The 15,041-nt window shown below is 66.1% G+C and carries 17 protein-coding genes; 4 read left to right on the forward strand and 13 right to left on the reverse strand.

What is annotated here, in order from left to right; genetic code table 11:
* Positions 1 to 97 precede the first annotated feature (97 nt).
* The gene (locus tag EJO71_RS25275) at positions 98 to 403 is read left to right on the forward strand and encodes an NIPSNAP family protein (RefSeq protein ID WP_125951401.1); all 306 of its coding nucleotides are present in this window, start codon (positions 98 to 100) and stop codon (positions 401 to 403) included.
* Positions 404 to 514: 111 nt separating this feature from the next.
* Here EJO71_RS25275 and EJO71_RS25280 read toward each other — a convergent pair whose 3' ends face one another.
* Positions 515 to 1,246 carry an HAD-IA family hydrolase gene (locus tag EJO71_RS25280; protein ID WP_125951400.1) on the reverse strand — a complete coding sequence of 244 codons (732 nt, stop codon included), beginning with the start codon at positions 1,244 to 1,246 and terminating at the stop codon, positions 515 to 517.
* A 17-nt stretch (positions 1,247 to 1,263) separates the two neighbouring features.
* Here EJO71_RS25280 and hemH point away from each other — a divergent pair, with 17 nt between their 5' ends.
* The 3 genes from hemH to EJO71_RS25295 are packed head-to-tail and all read left to right on the forward strand — an operon-like array spanning position 1,264 to position 4,252.
* Entirely contained in the window at positions 1,264 to 2,301 is a 1,038-nt protein-coding gene (gene hemH, locus EJO71_RS25285) for a ferrochelatase (protein WP_125951399.1), read from the forward strand.
* Entirely contained in the window at positions 2,298 to 3,146 is an 849-nt protein-coding gene (locus tag EJO71_RS25290; protein WP_125951398.1) for a methyltransferase domain-containing protein, read from the forward strand. The genes hemH and EJO71_RS25290 overlap by 4 nt, the downstream gene beginning before the upstream one ends.
* Positions 3,143 to 4,252 carry a hypothetical protein gene (locus tag EJO71_RS25295; RefSeq protein WP_125951397.1) on the forward strand — a complete coding sequence of 370 codons (1,110 nt, stop codon included), beginning with the start codon at positions 3,143 to 3,145 and terminating at the stop codon, positions 4,250 to 4,252. Before EJO71_RS25290 ends, EJO71_RS25295 begins: the two co-directional genes overlap by 4 nt.
* Before the next feature lie 13 nt (positions 4,253 to 4,265).
* On the opposite strand, the gene EJO71_RS25300 is transcribed toward EJO71_RS25295, so the two are convergent.
* The 12 genes from EJO71_RS25300 to EJO71_RS25355 all read right to left on the reverse strand — a co-directional run bounded on the left by EJO71_RS25300 (position 4,266) and on the right by EJO71_RS25355 (position 15,037).
* Positions 4,266 to 4,829: a thioredoxin family protein gene (locus tag EJO71_RS25300; RefSeq protein WP_125951550.1), complete on the reverse strand. Its 564-nt coding sequence runs from the start codon at positions 4,827 to 4,829 to the stop codon at positions 4,266 to 4,268.
* A gap of 153 nt (positions 4,830 to 4,982) precedes the next feature.
* The gene (locus EJO71_RS25305; RefSeq protein WP_125951549.1) at positions 4,983 to 5,489 is read right to left on the reverse strand and encodes a DUF1993 domain-containing protein; all 507 of its coding nucleotides are present in this window, start codon (positions 5,487 to 5,489) and stop codon (positions 4,983 to 4,985) included.
* Positions 5,490 to 5,555: 66 nt separating this feature from the next.
* A complete protein-coding gene (locus EJO71_RS25310; RefSeq protein WP_125951396.1) occupies positions 5,556 to 6,431 on the reverse strand; it encodes an alpha/beta hydrolase in 876 nt (291 codons plus the stop codon).
* A 115-nt stretch (positions 6,432 to 6,546) separates the two neighbouring features.
* Complete coding sequence (locus tag EJO71_RS25315; protein WP_125951395.1) at positions 6,547 to 7,614, reverse strand: branched-chain amino acid ABC transporter permease; 1,068 nt, start codon at positions 7,612 to 7,614, stop codon at positions 6,547 to 6,549.
* Between the two features lie 17 nt (positions 7,615 to 7,631).
* Positions 7,632 to 8,612: a branched-chain amino acid ABC transporter permease gene (locus tag EJO71_RS25320; protein WP_125951394.1), complete on the reverse strand. Its 981-nt coding sequence runs from the start codon at positions 8,610 to 8,612 to the stop codon at positions 7,632 to 7,634.
* Positions 8,613 to 8,697: 85 nt separating this feature from the next.
* Positions 8,698 to 9,432, reverse strand: a complete 735-nt coding sequence (locus EJO71_RS25325) for an ABC transporter ATP-binding protein (RefSeq protein WP_125951393.1) — start codon at positions 9,430 to 9,432, stop codon at positions 8,698 to 8,700.
* Entirely contained in the window at positions 9,429 to 10,193 is a 765-nt protein-coding gene (locus EJO71_RS25330) for an ABC transporter ATP-binding protein (RefSeq protein ID WP_125951392.1), read from the reverse strand. Before EJO71_RS25330 ends, EJO71_RS25325 begins: the two co-directional genes overlap by 4 nt.
* A 48-nt stretch (positions 10,194 to 10,241) precedes the next feature.
* A complete protein-coding gene (locus EJO71_RS25335) occupies positions 10,242 to 11,696 on the reverse strand; it encodes a PHB depolymerase family esterase (RefSeq protein ID WP_125951391.1) in 1,455 nt (484 codons plus the stop codon).
* Between the two features lie 242 nt (positions 11,697 to 11,938).
* Positions 11,939 to 13,126, reverse strand: coding sequence for a substrate-binding domain-containing protein (locus tag EJO71_RS25340; protein ID WP_125951390.1), 1,188 nt, complete (start codon positions 13,124 to 13,126; stop codon positions 11,939 to 11,941).
* Between the two features lie 144 nt (positions 13,127 to 13,270).
* Positions 13,271 to 13,546, reverse strand: a complete 276-nt coding sequence (locus EJO71_RS25345; RefSeq protein WP_125951389.1) for a hypothetical protein — start codon at positions 13,544 to 13,546, stop codon at positions 13,271 to 13,273.
* Positions 13,543 to 13,875, reverse strand: a complete 333-nt coding sequence (locus EJO71_RS25350; protein WP_125951388.1) for a hypothetical protein — start codon at positions 13,873 to 13,875, stop codon at positions 13,543 to 13,545. Before EJO71_RS25350 ends, EJO71_RS25345 begins: the two co-directional genes overlap by 4 nt.
* Positions 13,876 to 13,915: 40 nt before the next feature.
* Entirely contained in the window at positions 13,916 to 15,037 is a 1,122-nt protein-coding gene (locus EJO71_RS25355; protein ID WP_125951387.1) for a DUF4272 domain-containing protein, read from the reverse strand.
* Positions 15,038 to 15,041: the final 4 nt, after the last annotated feature.

Consider the following 15,041-nt stretch of genomic DNA (forward strand, 5'->3'; position numbering starts at 1 on the left):
CGTTGGAAAACGAACGGGAAACTATAGTCAGCCAGGCGCCTCGCTGCAGAGGCCGCGCCAATTACCCCTCATCAGCCCACCTTCCGGAACGGACACCATGGTCACCTGCTACCTGCGCTACATCGTCGATGCCTACAAGCTCAAGGAATTCGAGCACTACGGCCGGCTCTGGATCCCGCTGGTCGAGAAGTTCGGCGGCAAGCACCACGGCTACTTCCTGCCGTCGGAAGGCACGAACAACGTGGCGCTGGCGATGTTCAGCTTCCCGAGCCTGGCCGCCTACGAGAAATACCGCGCCGACTCGATGCAGGACCCGGAATGCCAGGCCGCATTCAAGTACGCGGAAGAAACCCGCTGCATCCTCAGCTACGAACGCAGCTTCTTCAGACCTGTATTTGGCTAACCCCCAGGCTTCGCGCACTTCGTGTCGCTTCGCCTACCCCCTTGCAGGGGGCAACACCTGCGGCCCGGCGGAGCCGGTTCCGCGGTGTTTCTGGCCTGACCGTGTTGCTGCTCAGGCGCCGAGCGCCATGCACAGCGCGTGCAGGTTCGGCACGATCAGCTGCGGCCGGGCCCCGTGCACCCACGGGCGCTCGTCGCGCACCAGCCACGCCGCCTGCATGCCGGCATTGAGCGCGCCGACCACGTCGAGCTCGGCATCGTCACCCACATGCAGCACGTCCTTCGGCAACAGGCCGATCGATGCGGCGGCGGCGCGAAAGATCGGCGCATGCGGCTTGCCGCTGCCGAAGGCGCGCGCATTGAAGGCGGTGCGGAACCACCGGCCGACGCCGGTCTTGTGGATGTCCGCGTTGCCGTTCGAAATCGCCACCAGCGGATAGCGCTCGCTGAGCCACTTCAATGCCGGCAGCGCGTCGTCGTACAGGGTCACGCGCTGGCGCTCGGCAAAGAAGGCATCGAAGGCCGGCTCGGCCAGCGCAGGGTCTTCGCCGGCACGCACGAGCGCGGTGCGGATCGATTCACGGCGCAGCGCGCTCAGGTCGTGCGCAAGGTCCGAGCGCTCCCTGGCGGTGGCTTCGCGCAGTTCGCGCAGGATGCCCGGCGTCATCAGCAGCGTGGCCGTCTTCGGCGCTTCGCGCAGCAGCCAGGCATGCAGCACGGCCTCGGCGCGTTCGATGGTCGGCCAGATCGGCCAGAGGGTGTCGTCGAGGTCCAGCGAGATCGCCGAGATGCGCTTGAGATCGAGGGGCGCGGCGCCCGCTTGCGCCGGGGAAACGGAAGTCATGCCTGAGAGAATATCGCATGCCTCCAACCCAAGAGAACGCCTCCCCGAGTACCCCGCGCACCGCCGTGCTCTGGTGCAACCTGGGCTCCCCCGACGCCCCCACCGCAGCGGCCGTGCGCCCCTACCTCGCCGACTTCCTGGGCGACCCGCGCGTGGTCGAGATTCCGAAAGCGATCTGGGCACTGATCCTGCACGGCATCATCCTGCGCACGCGCCCGGCCAAGTCGGCCGCCAAGTACGCGAGCATCTGGATGCCCGAAGGCTCGCCGCTGAAGGTTTGGACGCAGAAGCAGGCCACGCTGCTCGCCGGCTGGCTCGGCGAGCGCGGCTACCGCGTGATGGTGCGCGACGCGATGCGCTACGCCAGCCCCTCCATTGCCTCCCGGCTCGATGCATTGCAGGCCGAAGGCGCCACGCGCGTGCTGGTGCTTCAGGCCTACCCGCAATACTCGGGCACCACCACCGCAAGCGTGATCGACGCGGTGAACGACTGGAGCCGCAAGCAGCGCCGTGTGCCCGAATTCCGCTTCGTCAACGACTATCACGACGACCCTGCCTACATCGAGGCGCTTGCACAAGGCATCGAGAAGCACTGGAAGACCGAAGCCCGCGGCGAAGTGCTGCTGATGAGCTTCCACGGCATTCCCGCGCGCAACATCGCGCTGGGCGATCCGTACCAGTCGCAGTGCCTCGAAACCGCCCGCCTGCTCGCGACGCGACTGAGGCTTTCGAACAGCCAGTACCGCGTGACTTTCCAGTCGCGCTTCGGCCGCGCCAAGTGGCTGGAGCCTTACACCGAGCCGACGCTGCGCGAACTCGGCGCATCCGGCGTGAAGCGCGTCGACGTGGTGTGCCCGGGCTTCCCGGCCGACTGCCTAGAAACGCTGGAAGAAATCGCCATGGAAGGCCGCGAAGCCTTCCTGCACGCAGGCGGCCAGGCCTTCAGCTACATCCCCTGTCTCAACGACAGCCCGGCATGGATCACCGCGCTCGCGGACATCGCCGAACGCAACCTGGCGGGCTGGCACACGCAACGAACACCCATCATCAAATGAAGCAAGAACTGCACGAGGCCAACCGGCTGTCGTGGAACGCGGCCACCGTCGCGCACAACAGCCACAAGGGCGACCAGGCCGCCTTCTTCCGCAAGGGCGGCTCCACCCTCTTCCCCGAGGAAGCCGGCCTGCTCGGCGACGTGAAGGGCCTGCGCGTGCTTCACCTGCAATGCAACGCGGGGCAGGACAGCCTGAGCATCGCGCGCCTCGGCGCCGAGGTGACGGGCGTGGACATCGCCGACGAAGCCGTCGGTTTCGCGACGCGGCTCTCGCAGCAGTCGGGCATCGCGGCGCGCTTCGTGCGCTCGGACGTCTACGACTACTTCCGTGAGGCGCAGATGCGCGGCGAACGCTTCGACGTCGTGTTCTGCTCGTACGGCACGCTGTGCTGGCTCTCCGACATCGCGGCCTGGGCGCGCGGCGTGGCGCAGATGCTCGAGCCCGGCGGGCGCTTCGTCTTCGTCGAGTTCCATCCGTTCGCGCTGGTGTTCGACCCGGCCTGGAAGTTCCATTACGACTACTTCAACGAAGCCCCCGTGCCCGAGGAAGGCGTTGGCGACTACGTGGCCGAGTCCGGCGACGGGCTGGTGCGCGAAGGCTACGAGCGCGGCGTGGAGAACTTTGCCAACCCGCACCCGAGCTTCGAGTTCACCTGGGGCCTGGGCCAGGTGACGACGGCGCTGTCGCAGGCCGGGCTCGTCATCGAGCGGCTCGACGAGTACCCGTACGCCAACGGCTGGAAGCCCTTCGAGGGCATGCGCGACATCGGCGGCCGCCGCATGGCGCCGCCCGAAGGCATGCCGCGCATTCCGCTGATGTATTCGATCTCCGCGCGCAAGCCATGATCCCTCTCCACGCTCGATGCCTTGGCAGCCTCCTGATGCTGTCGCCCATGCTGGCCTGCGCGGCCGGGCCCGCCGAAGTACCCAGGGGTGTATGGGAAGGCACGCTCGGCACCAAGGCCATCGTGGCCTGCTTCAACTCCGACTATCCGAGCGGCAGCTACTTCTACAAGCAGTACAAGAAGGCGATCGCGCTGGGCCGCTCCGACAAGGACAGCTTCTGGCGCGAAGGCGGCGAAACCGGCCTGTGGGCGCTGGACCCCGTCAAAGGCACGATGCTCACAGGCACCTGGAAGAGCGTGAAGGGCGCGCCCGCCACGCTGCCGATCCGGCTGAGCCTGACCGATGCGACGGGCGGCGACAAGGCCTGCGCAAGCGACGGCTACGCAGGCCAGCTCGAAGCACCGCCGAAGATCGAGATCGGGAAGAAAGAGGAATACGCGACCGGTCGCAGCTTCCGACGCCTGCGCTTCGCCGGGCAGGAAACCATCGAGCTTTCCGGCCCCGAGCCCACGCTGGCGGCCATCAACCGCGAACTCCGCCGCGACTTCGACACCAGCAAGGAAACGGTCCAGGAGTATTTCGACAAGCGCCGCCATTTCCTCGGGCAAGTCGGCGAGCCGGCCGAAGACGAGAACACAGCCGCTCCGTCCTACTGGACCTCGCAGTGGCTCAGCATCCGCAACTACACATGGGCGGCCGGCACGGGCCGCGCCGGCATCTCGTGGTTCTACCGCACGTGGGATCTGCAGACGGGCAAGCAGGTCGACCCGTGGTCATGGTTCGGCCCGCGCCCGCAGGTGCAGCCGCAGAAAGCGCCGGGGCAGATCGCCGGCACCGAAAGCGGCCCGATGCCGCCGAAGCTGCGCCGCTTCCTGTTCAAGTACGCGGGCATCCAGCCGTCGAAGGCCGAGGAGAACTGCAAGTCCAACTACGAGGAAGACGCCCACTACGACCTCACGCTGGAAGCCAAGGGCATGCGCTTCTCGCAGCCCGAATACGGCACCGGCTGCGAGATCGCCATCGAAGTGCCCTACGCCGAACTCGGCCCGGTGCTCACGCCCGCGGGCAAGGCCGCGGTGCGGCGCATCGTCGAGCCGGCGAAGTAGCCCGGCGCCCTGCTCAGGTCGGCTGCCTGCGCCCCAGCAGCGTCTCGATCGCAGCCTCCATCTCGGCGTACTCTCCCTCGCCGAAATGCTGCCGCATCACCTGCCCCTTGCTGTCGGCCAGGTAGAACGCGGGCCAGTACTGGTTGTTGTAGGCCTTCCAGGTGGTGAAGCTATTGTCCTGCGCCACCGGGTAACGGATGCCGAAGCGCTGGATCGCGTCCTGCACGTTGCGCGTCGACTTCTCGTAGGCGAACTCGGGCGAATGCACGCCCACCACCACGAAGCCCTGGTCCTTGTACTTCTCGTACCAGCGCACCACGTACGGCAGCGTGCGGATGCAGTTGATGCAGGAGTAGGTCCAGAAATCGACCAGCACCACCTTGCCGGCCAAGCCCTGCATCGTGAGCGGCTCCGAGTTGAGCCACTTGTCGATGCCCGCGAACTCGGGAGCCTTGCCGTAGTCCCGCAGGCCCGGCGACACGGCCAGCGCACTGCGCACCGGCCACGCGCCGCCCACCGCGGCCGCGAGCGCGGAGGAGCCGACGGCGAGCCCCGAGAACGCCCTTCTGGACAACATGTTCATGATCGCAAACCTCGCTCGAATGTCAGACCGACAGCGGTCTGGCGCGATTGTTCGCGGCGCGCGCCGGGCGTGCGCATGTGTCACGGCAATTTGAAGTTTGTCCCGGCGGCGTAAAGACCAAGGTCAGGGCCGCCGGCCTTCATCGCCTCAGAACTTGCCGAGATAGTCCATCTTGCCGATCGGCATGCCCTTGTGGCGCAGCACGTCGTAGGCGGTGGTCACGTGGAAGAAGAAGTTCGGCAGCGCGAACTGCAGCAGGTAGCGCTGCGCGGGGAATTGCGCCTCGCCTTCGCGGGTCTTGATGGTCACGGCGCGCTCTTCCTGGCCGTCGACCTGCGCACGGTCCACGCTCGCCAGGAAGTCCTGCGTCTTTGCGATGCGGGCGACCAGATCGTCCCAGGTCTTCTCCTCGTCGGGGAAGCTCGGCGCGGTGATGCCCGAAATGCGTGCGATACCCAGCTTCGAGGCATCGCTCGCACGCTGGATCTGGCCGACCAGCGTGAGCATGTCTGGCGCAAGGCGGGCCTCGACCAGCGTGGCCGGGTCGATGCCATTGGCCTTGGCATGCGCCAGGCTCTTGTCGAGCAGGTGGGTGAGTTGGCCGAGGCCGCGCGCGAAGACGGGCACGGAGATGTCGTACAGCGAAAGCGCCATGATGTTCGAGGCCTGTTGCTCGGCCTGGTGGTTGAGGTGGGCGGCGATTGTCACGCCGCCGCAGCCTCAGCGGCCGGCCGCGCGGATAAACCCCTCGATGGGCTCAAGTTGTCCGGGTACGTTGAGCGCGGGCGCGTGACCACAGGCAGGAACTTCGATCACCTGCAGCCTGCCGGCCGCGCCGGGGCCGCGCCGCTTCATTTCCTCGACCACGCCGGGCAGCACCAGGTCGGACTCCGCCCCGCGCAGGCACAGCACCGGCGCCTCGATGGCGTCGTAGTGCGGCCAGATCAGGTAGTCGTTGTCGTGCGCGCTGAACTGCCGGACCATGGCCGGGTCGTAGTGCGGCGTGACGCGGCCGTCGGGCAGGCGGCGCGTGGAGCTTTCGGTCAGCCGGCGCCACTGCGCATCGCTCAGCCAGCCGTAGGGCTTGTAGACCGTGCGGAAGAAGGCCTCCAGCTCGGCCACCGTGTCGAACGCGGGCGGCTCGCCCGCATAGGCGCGGATGCGCTCGATGGCCGGCTGCGCCAGCTCGGGCGCGTTGTCGTTGAGCACCAGGCTCGCGATGCGCGCCTTCATGCGCGGCTCGAACAGGCCCGACGCGCAGACCGTGCCGATCGCCCCGCCCATCGAGGTGCCGACCCAGTGCACGCGCCCCAGCCGCAGCTCGTCGCACAGCGCATTCGCGATGCGCGCGTAGAACGAGAGCTTGTATTCCTCGTCGGGCAGCGGGCTCCACTGGCTCAGGCCGCGGCCGATGGTGTCGGGGCAGATCACGCGGAAACCGCGCGACGCGAAATGCTGCGCCAGCTCGTCCATGTCGCGGCCGGTGCGCGCCAGGCCGTGCCAGGCGATGACCACGGGCGCCTCGGGCGAGCCCCATTCGAGCCAGTGGATCTCGCGGCCCGCGAGCTGCGCGTAGCGGGAAAGTGGAATGTTCATTTCTGTGAGTCCCGTTCAGACGTGCAGCGGAACCGGCTTTGCCGGGCCGCTGGCACGGCCCCCTGCAAGGGGGTAGGAGTAGCGACACGAAGTGCGCGAAGCCTGGGGGTGGGCTTCATTTGGCCGCTCTCGCTCGAAGTTTTCCGACGATGCCGGTTGGGAAGTAGTAGACGGACAGCACGAACAGCACGCCCAGCCACAGCAGCCAGCGGTCGGGCGACAGCAGTGCGGCCAGCCACGGCAGCCCGCTGGCGGCCTCGTTGCCGATGCGCAGCAGGTCCTGCAGGTAGCTCTGCGCCACCACGAACAGCACCGCGCCGATGGCCGCGCCGTAGATGGTGCCCATGCCGCCGATCACCACGATCAGCAGCACGTCGATCATGATCTCGAAGCTCAGCGAGGTGTCGGGGCCGTTGTAGCGCAGCCAGATCGCGAGCATGGCGCCGGCCAGCGTGGCGAACAGCGCCGACAGCACGGCGGCCGTGGTGCGGTACACGACCACGCGATAGCCGATGGCCTCGGCGCGGAACTCGTTCTCGCGGATCGCCTGCAGCACGCGGCCGAAGGGCGAATTCACGATGCGCAGCAGCGCCAGCACCAGCACCACCGCCGCCACGAAGAGCAGGTAGTAGCAAAGCAGGCGCCCATCGAGCGAGACACCCAGGAAAGGCTCTTCCGCGAACTCGAAGCTCGGCGAGATCAGCTCGGGCAGCTTGAAGGTCAGGCCGTCCTCGCCGCCGGTGAAGTCAGACAGCTGCGAAGCCAGCGTCTGGAAGGCCGAGGCCACGGCCAGCGTGATCATCGCGAAGAAGATCGCGCGCACCCGCAGCGAGAACAGGCCGATGGCGAACGAGAGCACCAGCGAGATTGCCAGCGATGCGCCCAGCCCCACCAGCACCGCGCCCCAGTTGGGCCCGAGCCGGGAAGCGGAGATGGCGATGCCGTATGCCCCGATGCCGAAGAACATGGTGTGCGCGAAGCTCACGATGCCGGTGTAGCCCAGCAGCAGGTCGAAGCTGGCCACCAGCACCACGAACACCAGGATCTTGGCCGCGACGCTGAGCGCCTTCACGCCCGGGAAGATGAACGGCGCGAAGGCCAGCGCGATGAACACCGCCAGCAGCAGCAATGCAAGCAGCCGGCTGCGGGGCATGTCGTTGGAGAGGAGTCGTTTCAGGAACATGTGATCTTCTCCCCCTTTCAGCGGTTCGCCACCGGGTACACGCCCTGCGGGCGCCACAGCAGCACGGCCACCATCAGGAAGATGCTCGCGAACTGCGTGAGCGTGGGCAGCAGGAAGCCGATGTAGTTGGTCATCAGCCCCACCAGCAGCGCGCCGATGAGCGCCCCGCCTGTCGAGCCCAGCCCGCCGATGATGATGACGATGAAGATCAGCACGTTGACCTGCGCGCCCATCTGCGGCACCAGGTTCTGCTGGAACAGGCCCCACATCACGCCGCCCAGGCCGGCCAGCGCACTGCCCACCACGAACACGCCGACGAAGAGGCGCCCGATGCGGTAGCCCAGCGACTCGACCATCTCGCGGTCCTGCACGCCGGCGCGGATGAGCAGGCCGATCTTGGTACGGCCCAGCGTCCACGCCAGCACGCCGAAGACGACCACGCCCACCGCCACCGCAAGCAGGCGGTACTTGCTGATGGCCGCGTCACCCACCAGCAGCGAGCCGCGCAAGGCGTCCGGCAGCGGCAGCGGAATCTGCGCCGGGCCCCAGATCACCTTGATGAGCTCCTCGCCGATGATCATGCCGCCCATGGTGATGAGGATCTGCTTCAGGTGCTGGCCGTACACGGGCCGCACGATGAAGCGCTCGAAGGCGAAACCGATCGCGCCCGCTACCGCCATCGCGGCCAGCATCGCCGGGAACACCGCCACGAGGTTGCGCCACAGCTCGCCCGAGCCGGTCCAGTCGCCCATCAGGCCGAGCACGCTGCTCGCCACAAAGGCGCCGAGCGCGATGAACACGCCGTGGCCGAAGTTCAGCACGTCCATCAGCCCGAACACCAGCGTGAGGCCCGAAGCGATGATGAAGATGATCATGCCCATGGCCAGCCCCGCCACGGTGAGCGTGAGCCAGGTGGAGAACGATCCGGTGAGCGGCAGCGCTACCAGCGCGAGGATCGGGGCCAGCAGCAACGGCCGCCAGTCGAATTCGAGTTTCATAGTAGTACCCCCACGCTTGCCATTTCATGTGCTGCGCTGCCCCCCGAGGGGGCGCGAGCTTGTTTGGGACGGCCCGGCACTGCGCTCATAGGGCCAGTCCGAGCAGCGATTGCTGCAATTGCGCGTCGGCGGAGAACTCCGCCATGGAGCCGGCGTGCACCACGCGGCCGTTGTCCATCACCGCGACGGTGTCGCCCAGTCGCTGGGCGAAGTTGATGTTCTGCTCCACCAGCAAAATCGTTACGCCGCTGCGCTTGAGTTCGGCGAAGGCGTCGATCATGTTGTTGATCATCACGGGCGCCAGGCCCTTGCTGGGCTCGTCGATGATGAGCAGCTCGCGCGGCTCCACGATGGCGCGCGACACCGCCAGCATCTGCTTCTGCCCGCCCGAGAGCTTGCCCGCCGGGTGGTTCCAGAACTTCTCGACCGCGGGGAAGAGCTTGAAGATCCACTTCAGGCGCGTGTCGTCGATCTGCTGCGCGCTCTTCGCGCCGCGTGCGGCGAGCAGCATGTTCTCCTTCACCGTGAGGTCGGAGAAGATGCCCATGTTCTCGGGCACGTAGGCAATGCCCAGGCCGGCGATCTGCGGCGTGTGCTGGGCGGTGATTTCTTTCTCGCCGAAGCGCACCCTGCCCTGCGACGCATGCCACAGGCCCATGATGGTTCGCAGCGTGGTCGTCTTGCCCGCGCCGTTGCGGCCCAGCAGCATGGTGAGCTGGCCGCGCGGCACGGCGAGGTCCACGCCGTGGAGGATGTGATAGGCCCCGATGTGCGTGTGCACGCCCTCGAGGGCCAGCAGGTTTCCAGCGGTGCTGCTCATGCGGCCTCCTTCGAAACGCCCAGGTAGGCCTCCTGCACCACCGGCGAGGCGATCACCTCGGCCGGTTCTCCATCGGCCACCAGCGTGCCGTTGTGCAGCACGATGATGCGGTCCGCGAGTTCGCGCACCACGTCCATCTTGTGCTCGACCAGCAGGATGGTCTTGCTCTTGTCCTGCTTGAGCTTGCGTATCAGGTCGAGGATGACGGGCGCCTCGGCTGCGTTCATGCCGGCCGTGGGCTCGTCGAACATGAAGACCTTGGGCTCCAGCGCCATGAGCAGAGCCACTTCGAGCTTGCGCTGGTCGCCGTGCGGCAGGCTCGCCACCGTCGCGTGCTCGCGCGACTTGAGCGCCACGTCGGCCAGGATCTGGTCGGCGCGCTCGGTCAGCGCCTTGTGGTCGCTCCAGATGCTCCACAGGTTGAGCCCGCGCCGGTGCGCGCCATCGCGTGTGGCCTGTACCGCAAGGCGCACGTTCTCCAGTACCGTGAGGTTGGGAAAGAGATTGGTCAGCTGGAAGGCCCGCCCCAGCCCCGCGTGCGTGCGTGCGGAGGGGGACAGGCCCGACAACGAATGCCCGTCGAGCGACACGGTGCCCGCGCTCGCCTTGAGCTGGCCCGAGATCAGGTTGAAGTAGGTGGTCTTGCCCGCCCCGTTGGGGCCGACGATGGCCGTCAGCGTGCCCGGCGCGAAAGCGCAGCTCACACTGTTGACGGCCACGTGCCCACCGAAGCGGATGGTCAGATCTCGGGTCTCAAGCATCGTTGTTGGTCATTGCGAATCGGAAAACAGAATGAAGACCGGCCTGCCTCAACAGGTGCCGATCACGTAGTAGTTGGGGCCGGTCTGCTTCAGCGTGGTCGTCACGTAGATGTTCCACAGGCCCATGGACTGGTTCGAGCCGTAGGCATAGGTCAGGCCCCACAGCGCGTAGGCACGCCCGGCGACGGTGTGCGTGTAGTTGCTCGCGGTGTAGCACGTTCCGCCACCGCCGGAACCCGCGGTGGTCGTGCCGGTGGCCGCCGTCGACATCGCGCCCTCCACGTTGCTGGCGTCGAGCGCCGCCACGGTCCAGCTGTAAGTGGTGGACGCAGCCAGGCCGGTGTCGGTGTAGCTGGTGGCAGCGACGGGTGCCGAGTTGACCTTGCTGCCGCCGCGGTACACGTTGTAGCCGCTCGCGCCCATCACGCCGGCCCAGCCGATCACCATGCTGCTGCTGGTCGCACCCGATGTGCCCACGCCGGTGGGCGCCGGCAGCCCGCTGCCGCCCGAGGAGCCGGTGACGCGGTCGATCATCGCCTTCATTGCCGCCATCTGCGGGCCGGACTTCTTCGCGTAGTTGGCGTTGTCGTAGCCCCACCAGTCCCAGCAGCTGTTGGTGGCCGCCGTGCTGGTCTGCGGGTAGATCAGCACGATGTTGTTGGTGTCGGCCCAGCGGTTGTAGCCGGTCTTGCGCACGTACTGGTCGCTCACGTCGGTGTAGTTCTGCTTGCAGCCGTGCAGCACCAGGTGCACGCGGCACGAGGTGGTGGTGCAGGCCTGCGGCACGTAGATCCAGCCGGTGGCGGCCATGCCGTGCCCGGAGACGAACTCCGACTGGTTGAACTCGGTGAAGGTGCCACCCAGCGTGCCGTTGTTGCGCGGGTTCAGCGGCCCGTAGAGCTGCGTGAGGATCTCGCCCGCGAGGTCGAAGCCGCAGTTGTTTATGTATGGAGCGGCGGTGGTGCTGCAGGCGCTGCCGTAGTCGTCGGTGACCATCGCATGGCCCGCGCCGATGTTGTTCTTGTAGACGACGTTGGCCGCCGGCACGAAGCTCTGGTAGTAGGTCTTCAGGTCGTCCATCACCGGCTGCTTGACGGTGTTGTCCGAAGTGCCCGAGAACATGTACACCTTCGAATTGCTCATGTTCGACACCGGGTCGATCGTGCCGCTGGCCGCCCAGCTGTTGGTGGTGCTCACGAGCGACGACACCGGGATGCTGGTGCTGTGGGTCATGCAGCGCCCGGTGGCGTTGACCACCGAACCCTCGGCGCAGTAGTACGGGCCACCCGCCACCACGCCTGCGCCGCGCTTGAAGGTGGCCGAATAGGCCACGTGCAGCTGCACCGCCATGAAGCCGCCGGCCGAAAGGCCCGACACGCTCACCTCCGCCGGATTGGCACCGAGCGCGGGCAGCGGCACCGCCGCCTGCGCGGCATGCGCCGCCACCGTCATCGCCGCGGCCGCGGCAAGTCCCTTCCAGTTCTTCCATTTCATCGCTGGCATCGCTGTCTCCTTCTGTTGTGGGTATCGAACGTTTGCTTTGCTGACTGACGAATCGAATCGGCCGTGGGAACAACACGCCGCCGCGAAAGGCGCAGGCTGGCGCTTCGCCCGGCGGCCATCCGGGGCGAAACTGAAATTAATTCGAGGAACACCGCGGAACCGGCTTTGCCGGGCCGCAGGTGTTGCCCCCGGTAGGGGGTTGGCGTAGCGACACGAAGTGCGCGCAGCCTGGGGGCGAGCTCTTATCTCTTGTTCTTGATGGGGATGTCCATCTCTTCAGGCTTGATCTCGCGCACCAGCTCCGGCACGCCCCAGGCGAACGCCGGGTCGACCTTGATCTTGAAGTGGTACATCGACTGCATCGCCTGGTGGTCTTCCTTGCGGAAGGTCATCTTGCCCTTGGGGGTGTCGAAGCTCATGCCTTCCATGGTGCTGATGAGCTTGTTGGTGTTGGTGTCGCCGTTGGTCTTCTTCAGCGCCGTCACCACTGCCATCGCGGCGGAGAAGCCGCCAGCCGTGAAGAAGTCCGGCGGCGTCTTGAATTCCTTGTAGTGAGCCGACACCATCGCCTCGTTCACCGGGTTCTTCGGGATGCCGAAGTAGTAGTAGGCCGCGCCCTCCATGCCCGGCAGCGCCTTGTAGGCGGCCATGGCCGGCAGGATGTTGCCGCCGGTGGCGATCTCGATGCCGTAGCGCTTGAGGTCGAGGTCGACGATCTTGAACGGGTTGCCCGCGCCGGCCCAGACGATCCAGATGATCTTGCGGCCCGGCTGGTCCTTCAGCTTGTCGATCAGGCGCTGCGCGCCGGCCGTGAAGTCGGTGGTGGCGGGCGGCAGGTACTCCTCATGCACGAGCTTGGCCTTCTTGAGCGCCGAGCCAAAGGCCTTCACGCCGTCGCGGCCGAAGGCATTGTCCTGTGCGAGCGTGGCGACGGTCACGCCGGGCTTGTCGATGGCCACCGCGTTGGAGATCGCGTCCTGGCTCGAATTGCGGCCGGTGCGGAAGATGTACTTGTTCCACTTGTCGCCGGTGATCGAATCGGCCACGGCGGGCTCCACGAGCAGGATCTTCTTGTACTCCTCCGCTACCGGCAGCATCGCGAGCGCGACGCCCGATGACGACGGACCTACCGCGAGCGCCGCCTTGTCGTCGGCATAGGCCGTCGCCAGCAGCGACTTGCCCACGTCCGGCTTGCCCTGGTCGTCCTTCTCGATCACCACGATCTTCTTGCCGTTGACGGCCATGGTGCCGCCGGTGGCGTAGTCCAGGCCCATCATGAAGCCCGTCTGCGTCTGCTTGCCGTAGGCCTCGAACGGCCCGGTCTTGCTATAGATGTGGGCAATGCGGATTTCGTTGGACTGGGCCCATGCCGGGGCGGCTGCGGCGCAGGTGGCGAGCGCTGCCAGCGCGACGAGGTGGCGACGGTTCATTCTTTGTCTCCTGAAAAAGGTGACTGAATATTGCACACTCCGTGCCATCCTCTAAGCCATTGATAACAAACATTTCTTCATTCGAGAGAAACGCCGTCAGGCTGAATTCAGAACACTTGCATTGCCTGGATTTCAGACGAGTGTCTATTTTTCAGTCAGGGCTTTCCCGGAGACCTGCCGCTCCGCGACCCACTGCTCGAACTGGCGCTCGGCCTGCATGCGGAACTCGTTGCGCGCGTGGTTGCAGGCCGCGTGTGCCAGTCGCCGGTGCTTCGACGAGCGGATACCGCCAAAGGTCGAGTCGACGAGATGCTCGATGGTGGCGGACTCCGGCCGCCCCGCGGGCTCGTCGAAATCCATGGGCAGGCCGCACCAATGGCAGTTGGGGCCGAAGGTGGAGCGCAGCGCCTTGATGCTCACAGGCTCGCGTACTCCAGGATTTCCTGGCCCATCAGGGTGCAGTCGGCACCCGACGCGTGATAGATCAGCCTCATCCGATAGTTGCCCTTGTAGATCGATCCCCAGACCTCGAGCACCTTGAACTGCTGCTTGCTGTTCGCGGGATTGCGGATGGACGGCAGCTCCTTCACGTCGGGACTGATGCTGATGCGGTCGTCTTCGCCGAAATGGAAGGTCAGGAGTTTCTTCGCGCGGACGACTGCGTCGCTGGAGCACTGGGGTGCGGCGTTGGCGAGGCCGACGATAGCGCACGCTGCGACAAAAACAAGGGAACGGATCGATGTCTTCATGAGTAGCGGGATAGCGAAATAGCAAGAGCAGGCGCCATTGTCATGTGGGTGTATCGACATCGTCCCAGTCATGATCCTCAAAGCGCACGAGCCAGTTCAATGCACGGTGCCGCTCCAGCACGACACCAGCGTCGACGCCTTGTGGAAGCACCTCCTTCTTGAGGCGTGCCTGGCGCACAAGCCAGTGAAGCCGGTAGTGCAAATCCAGTGCATCGAGGATCTCACTGTCCTCGCGCATCTTCAGAGTCTGCATCGCATCGGCAGAGGCACCAACATTCAACATCACACGAGTGGCAAGCGGTACATCGCAGATCGCTGCGGGAAATGGCAGCTCGTCAACCAGGCCCAAGACCCACTCGAGCGTGAAGAGACACTCGAAACGCCACCCGAACTGCACCACTGTCGATTCGTCGGGCATGTCTGCGGCAAGAAAGGCTCGCTCGCCCGCTGTCAAGTTCTTCTGCGCGAAAGGCAGTCGCCTGAACAGGTCACCCATCGACAACGGTTCACCACTCACCACCGACTCGGCGCGGGCCGACACAGCCAGCAGCGCGAACGCCCTGCCCGCGAGTTCCTGCGGTGCGCGCAAGCGCAACTCGGGCTCCGAAACAAGAGGCGGCAGATGCTGCGGCACCGGCATGCCGCGCGACGCAAGCATCGCCTCGGTCCGCGCCTTTCGCTCCCAAGCCTCGACGGGATAGGGAAGCGCGGCTGCCTCATCAGGCGCATCCCCTGCTGCGGACAACAACACCCGCCCGTTGGGATCGCGGATACCACCGTCCGGCAGGAACAGGATTGCATTCGCGCGCTGTGCCCATCCCGAAAGTGCGTCAAGTTGTGACTCCTCGACCGAGAAACTCAAATGCTGCTGCACGCGCTGAATATGGCGCATCACGTGATAGCGGTTGCGCGACATCTCACCGGTCCCCCTGCTCAGCACATACCCAACAAATCCCGACAGATGTTTCGCGAGTTCCGGATCGGAGAGATCGCGGCGCGCAAAAGGCACGTGGGGGAAATCGGGCTCCGGGACATCGCTGTGCGTGCAGTACGCATTGATCAGCACGCCTGCGCTCTCCTGCCGAGCAGACTGCACCGTCGATCCGGCCGACACACCTCCACGGCCACCCAACCCCTTGAGTCGTGCAAGCAAACCCTTCATCGAG

Origin of the sequence: Variovorax sp. 679 (assembly GCF_003952185.1) — a bacterium.
In the GTDB taxonomy this organism is placed as follows: Bacteria; Pseudomonadota; Gammaproteobacteria; order Burkholderiales; family Burkholderiaceae_C; genus Variovorax.

Coding starts and splice junctions, on each gene's coding strand:
- EJO71_RS25275 (WP_125951401.1), top strand. CDS start 98: ATGGTCACCTGCTACCTGCGCTACATCGTCGATGCCTACAAGCTCAAG.
- EJO71_RS25280 (WP_125951400.1), bottom strand. CDS start 1,246: ATGACTTCCGTTTCCCCGGCGCAAGCGGGCGCCGCGCCCCTCGATCTC.
- hemH (WP_125951399.1), top strand. CDS start 1,264: ATGCCTCCAACCCAAGAGAACGCCTCCCCGAGTACCCCGCGCACCGCC.
- EJO71_RS25290 (WP_125951398.1), top strand. CDS start 2,298: ATGAAGCAAGAACTGCACGAGGCCAACCGGCTGTCGTGGAACGCGGCC.
- EJO71_RS25295 (WP_125951397.1), top strand. CDS start 3,143: ATGATCCCTCTCCACGCTCGATGCCTTGGCAGCCTCCTGATGCTGTCG.
- EJO71_RS25300 (WP_125951550.1), bottom strand. CDS start 4,829: ATGTTGTCCAGAAGGGCGTTCTCGGGGCTCGCCGTCGGCTCCTCCGCG.
- EJO71_RS25305 (WP_125951549.1), bottom strand. CDS start 5,489: ATGGCGCTTTCGCTGTACGACATCTCCGTGCCCGTCTTCGCGCGCGGC.
- EJO71_RS25310 (WP_125951396.1), bottom strand. CDS start 6,431: ATGAACATTCCACTTTCCCGCTACGCGCAGCTCGCGGGCCGCGAGATC.
- EJO71_RS25315 (WP_125951395.1), bottom strand. CDS start 7,614: ATGTTCCTGAAACGACTCCTCTCCAACGACATGCCCCGCAGCCGGCTG.
- EJO71_RS25320 (WP_125951394.1), bottom strand. CDS start 8,612: ATGAAACTCGAATTCGACTGGCGGCCGTTGCTGCTGGCCCCGATCCTC.
- EJO71_RS25325 (WP_125951393.1), bottom strand. CDS start 9,432: ATGAGCAGCACCGCTGGAAACCTGCTGGCCCTCGAGGGCGTGCACACG.
- EJO71_RS25330 (WP_125951392.1), bottom strand. CDS start 10,193: ATGCTTGAGACCCGAGATCTGACCATCCGCTTCGGTGGGCACGTGGCC.
- EJO71_RS25335 (WP_125951391.1), bottom strand. CDS start 11,696: ATGCCAGCGATGAAATGGAAGAACTGGAAGGGACTTGCCGCGGCCGCG.
- EJO71_RS25340 (WP_125951390.1), bottom strand. CDS start 13,126: ATGAACCGTCGCCACCTCGTCGCGCTGGCAGCGCTCGCCACCTGCGCC.
- EJO71_RS25350 (WP_125951388.1), bottom strand. CDS start 13,875: ATGAAGACATCGATCCGTTCCCTTGTTTTTGTCGCAGCGTGCGCTATC.
- EJO71_RS25355 (WP_125951387.1), bottom strand. CDS start 15,037: ATGAAGGGTTTGCTTGCACGACTCAAGGGGTTGGGTGGCCGTGGAGGT.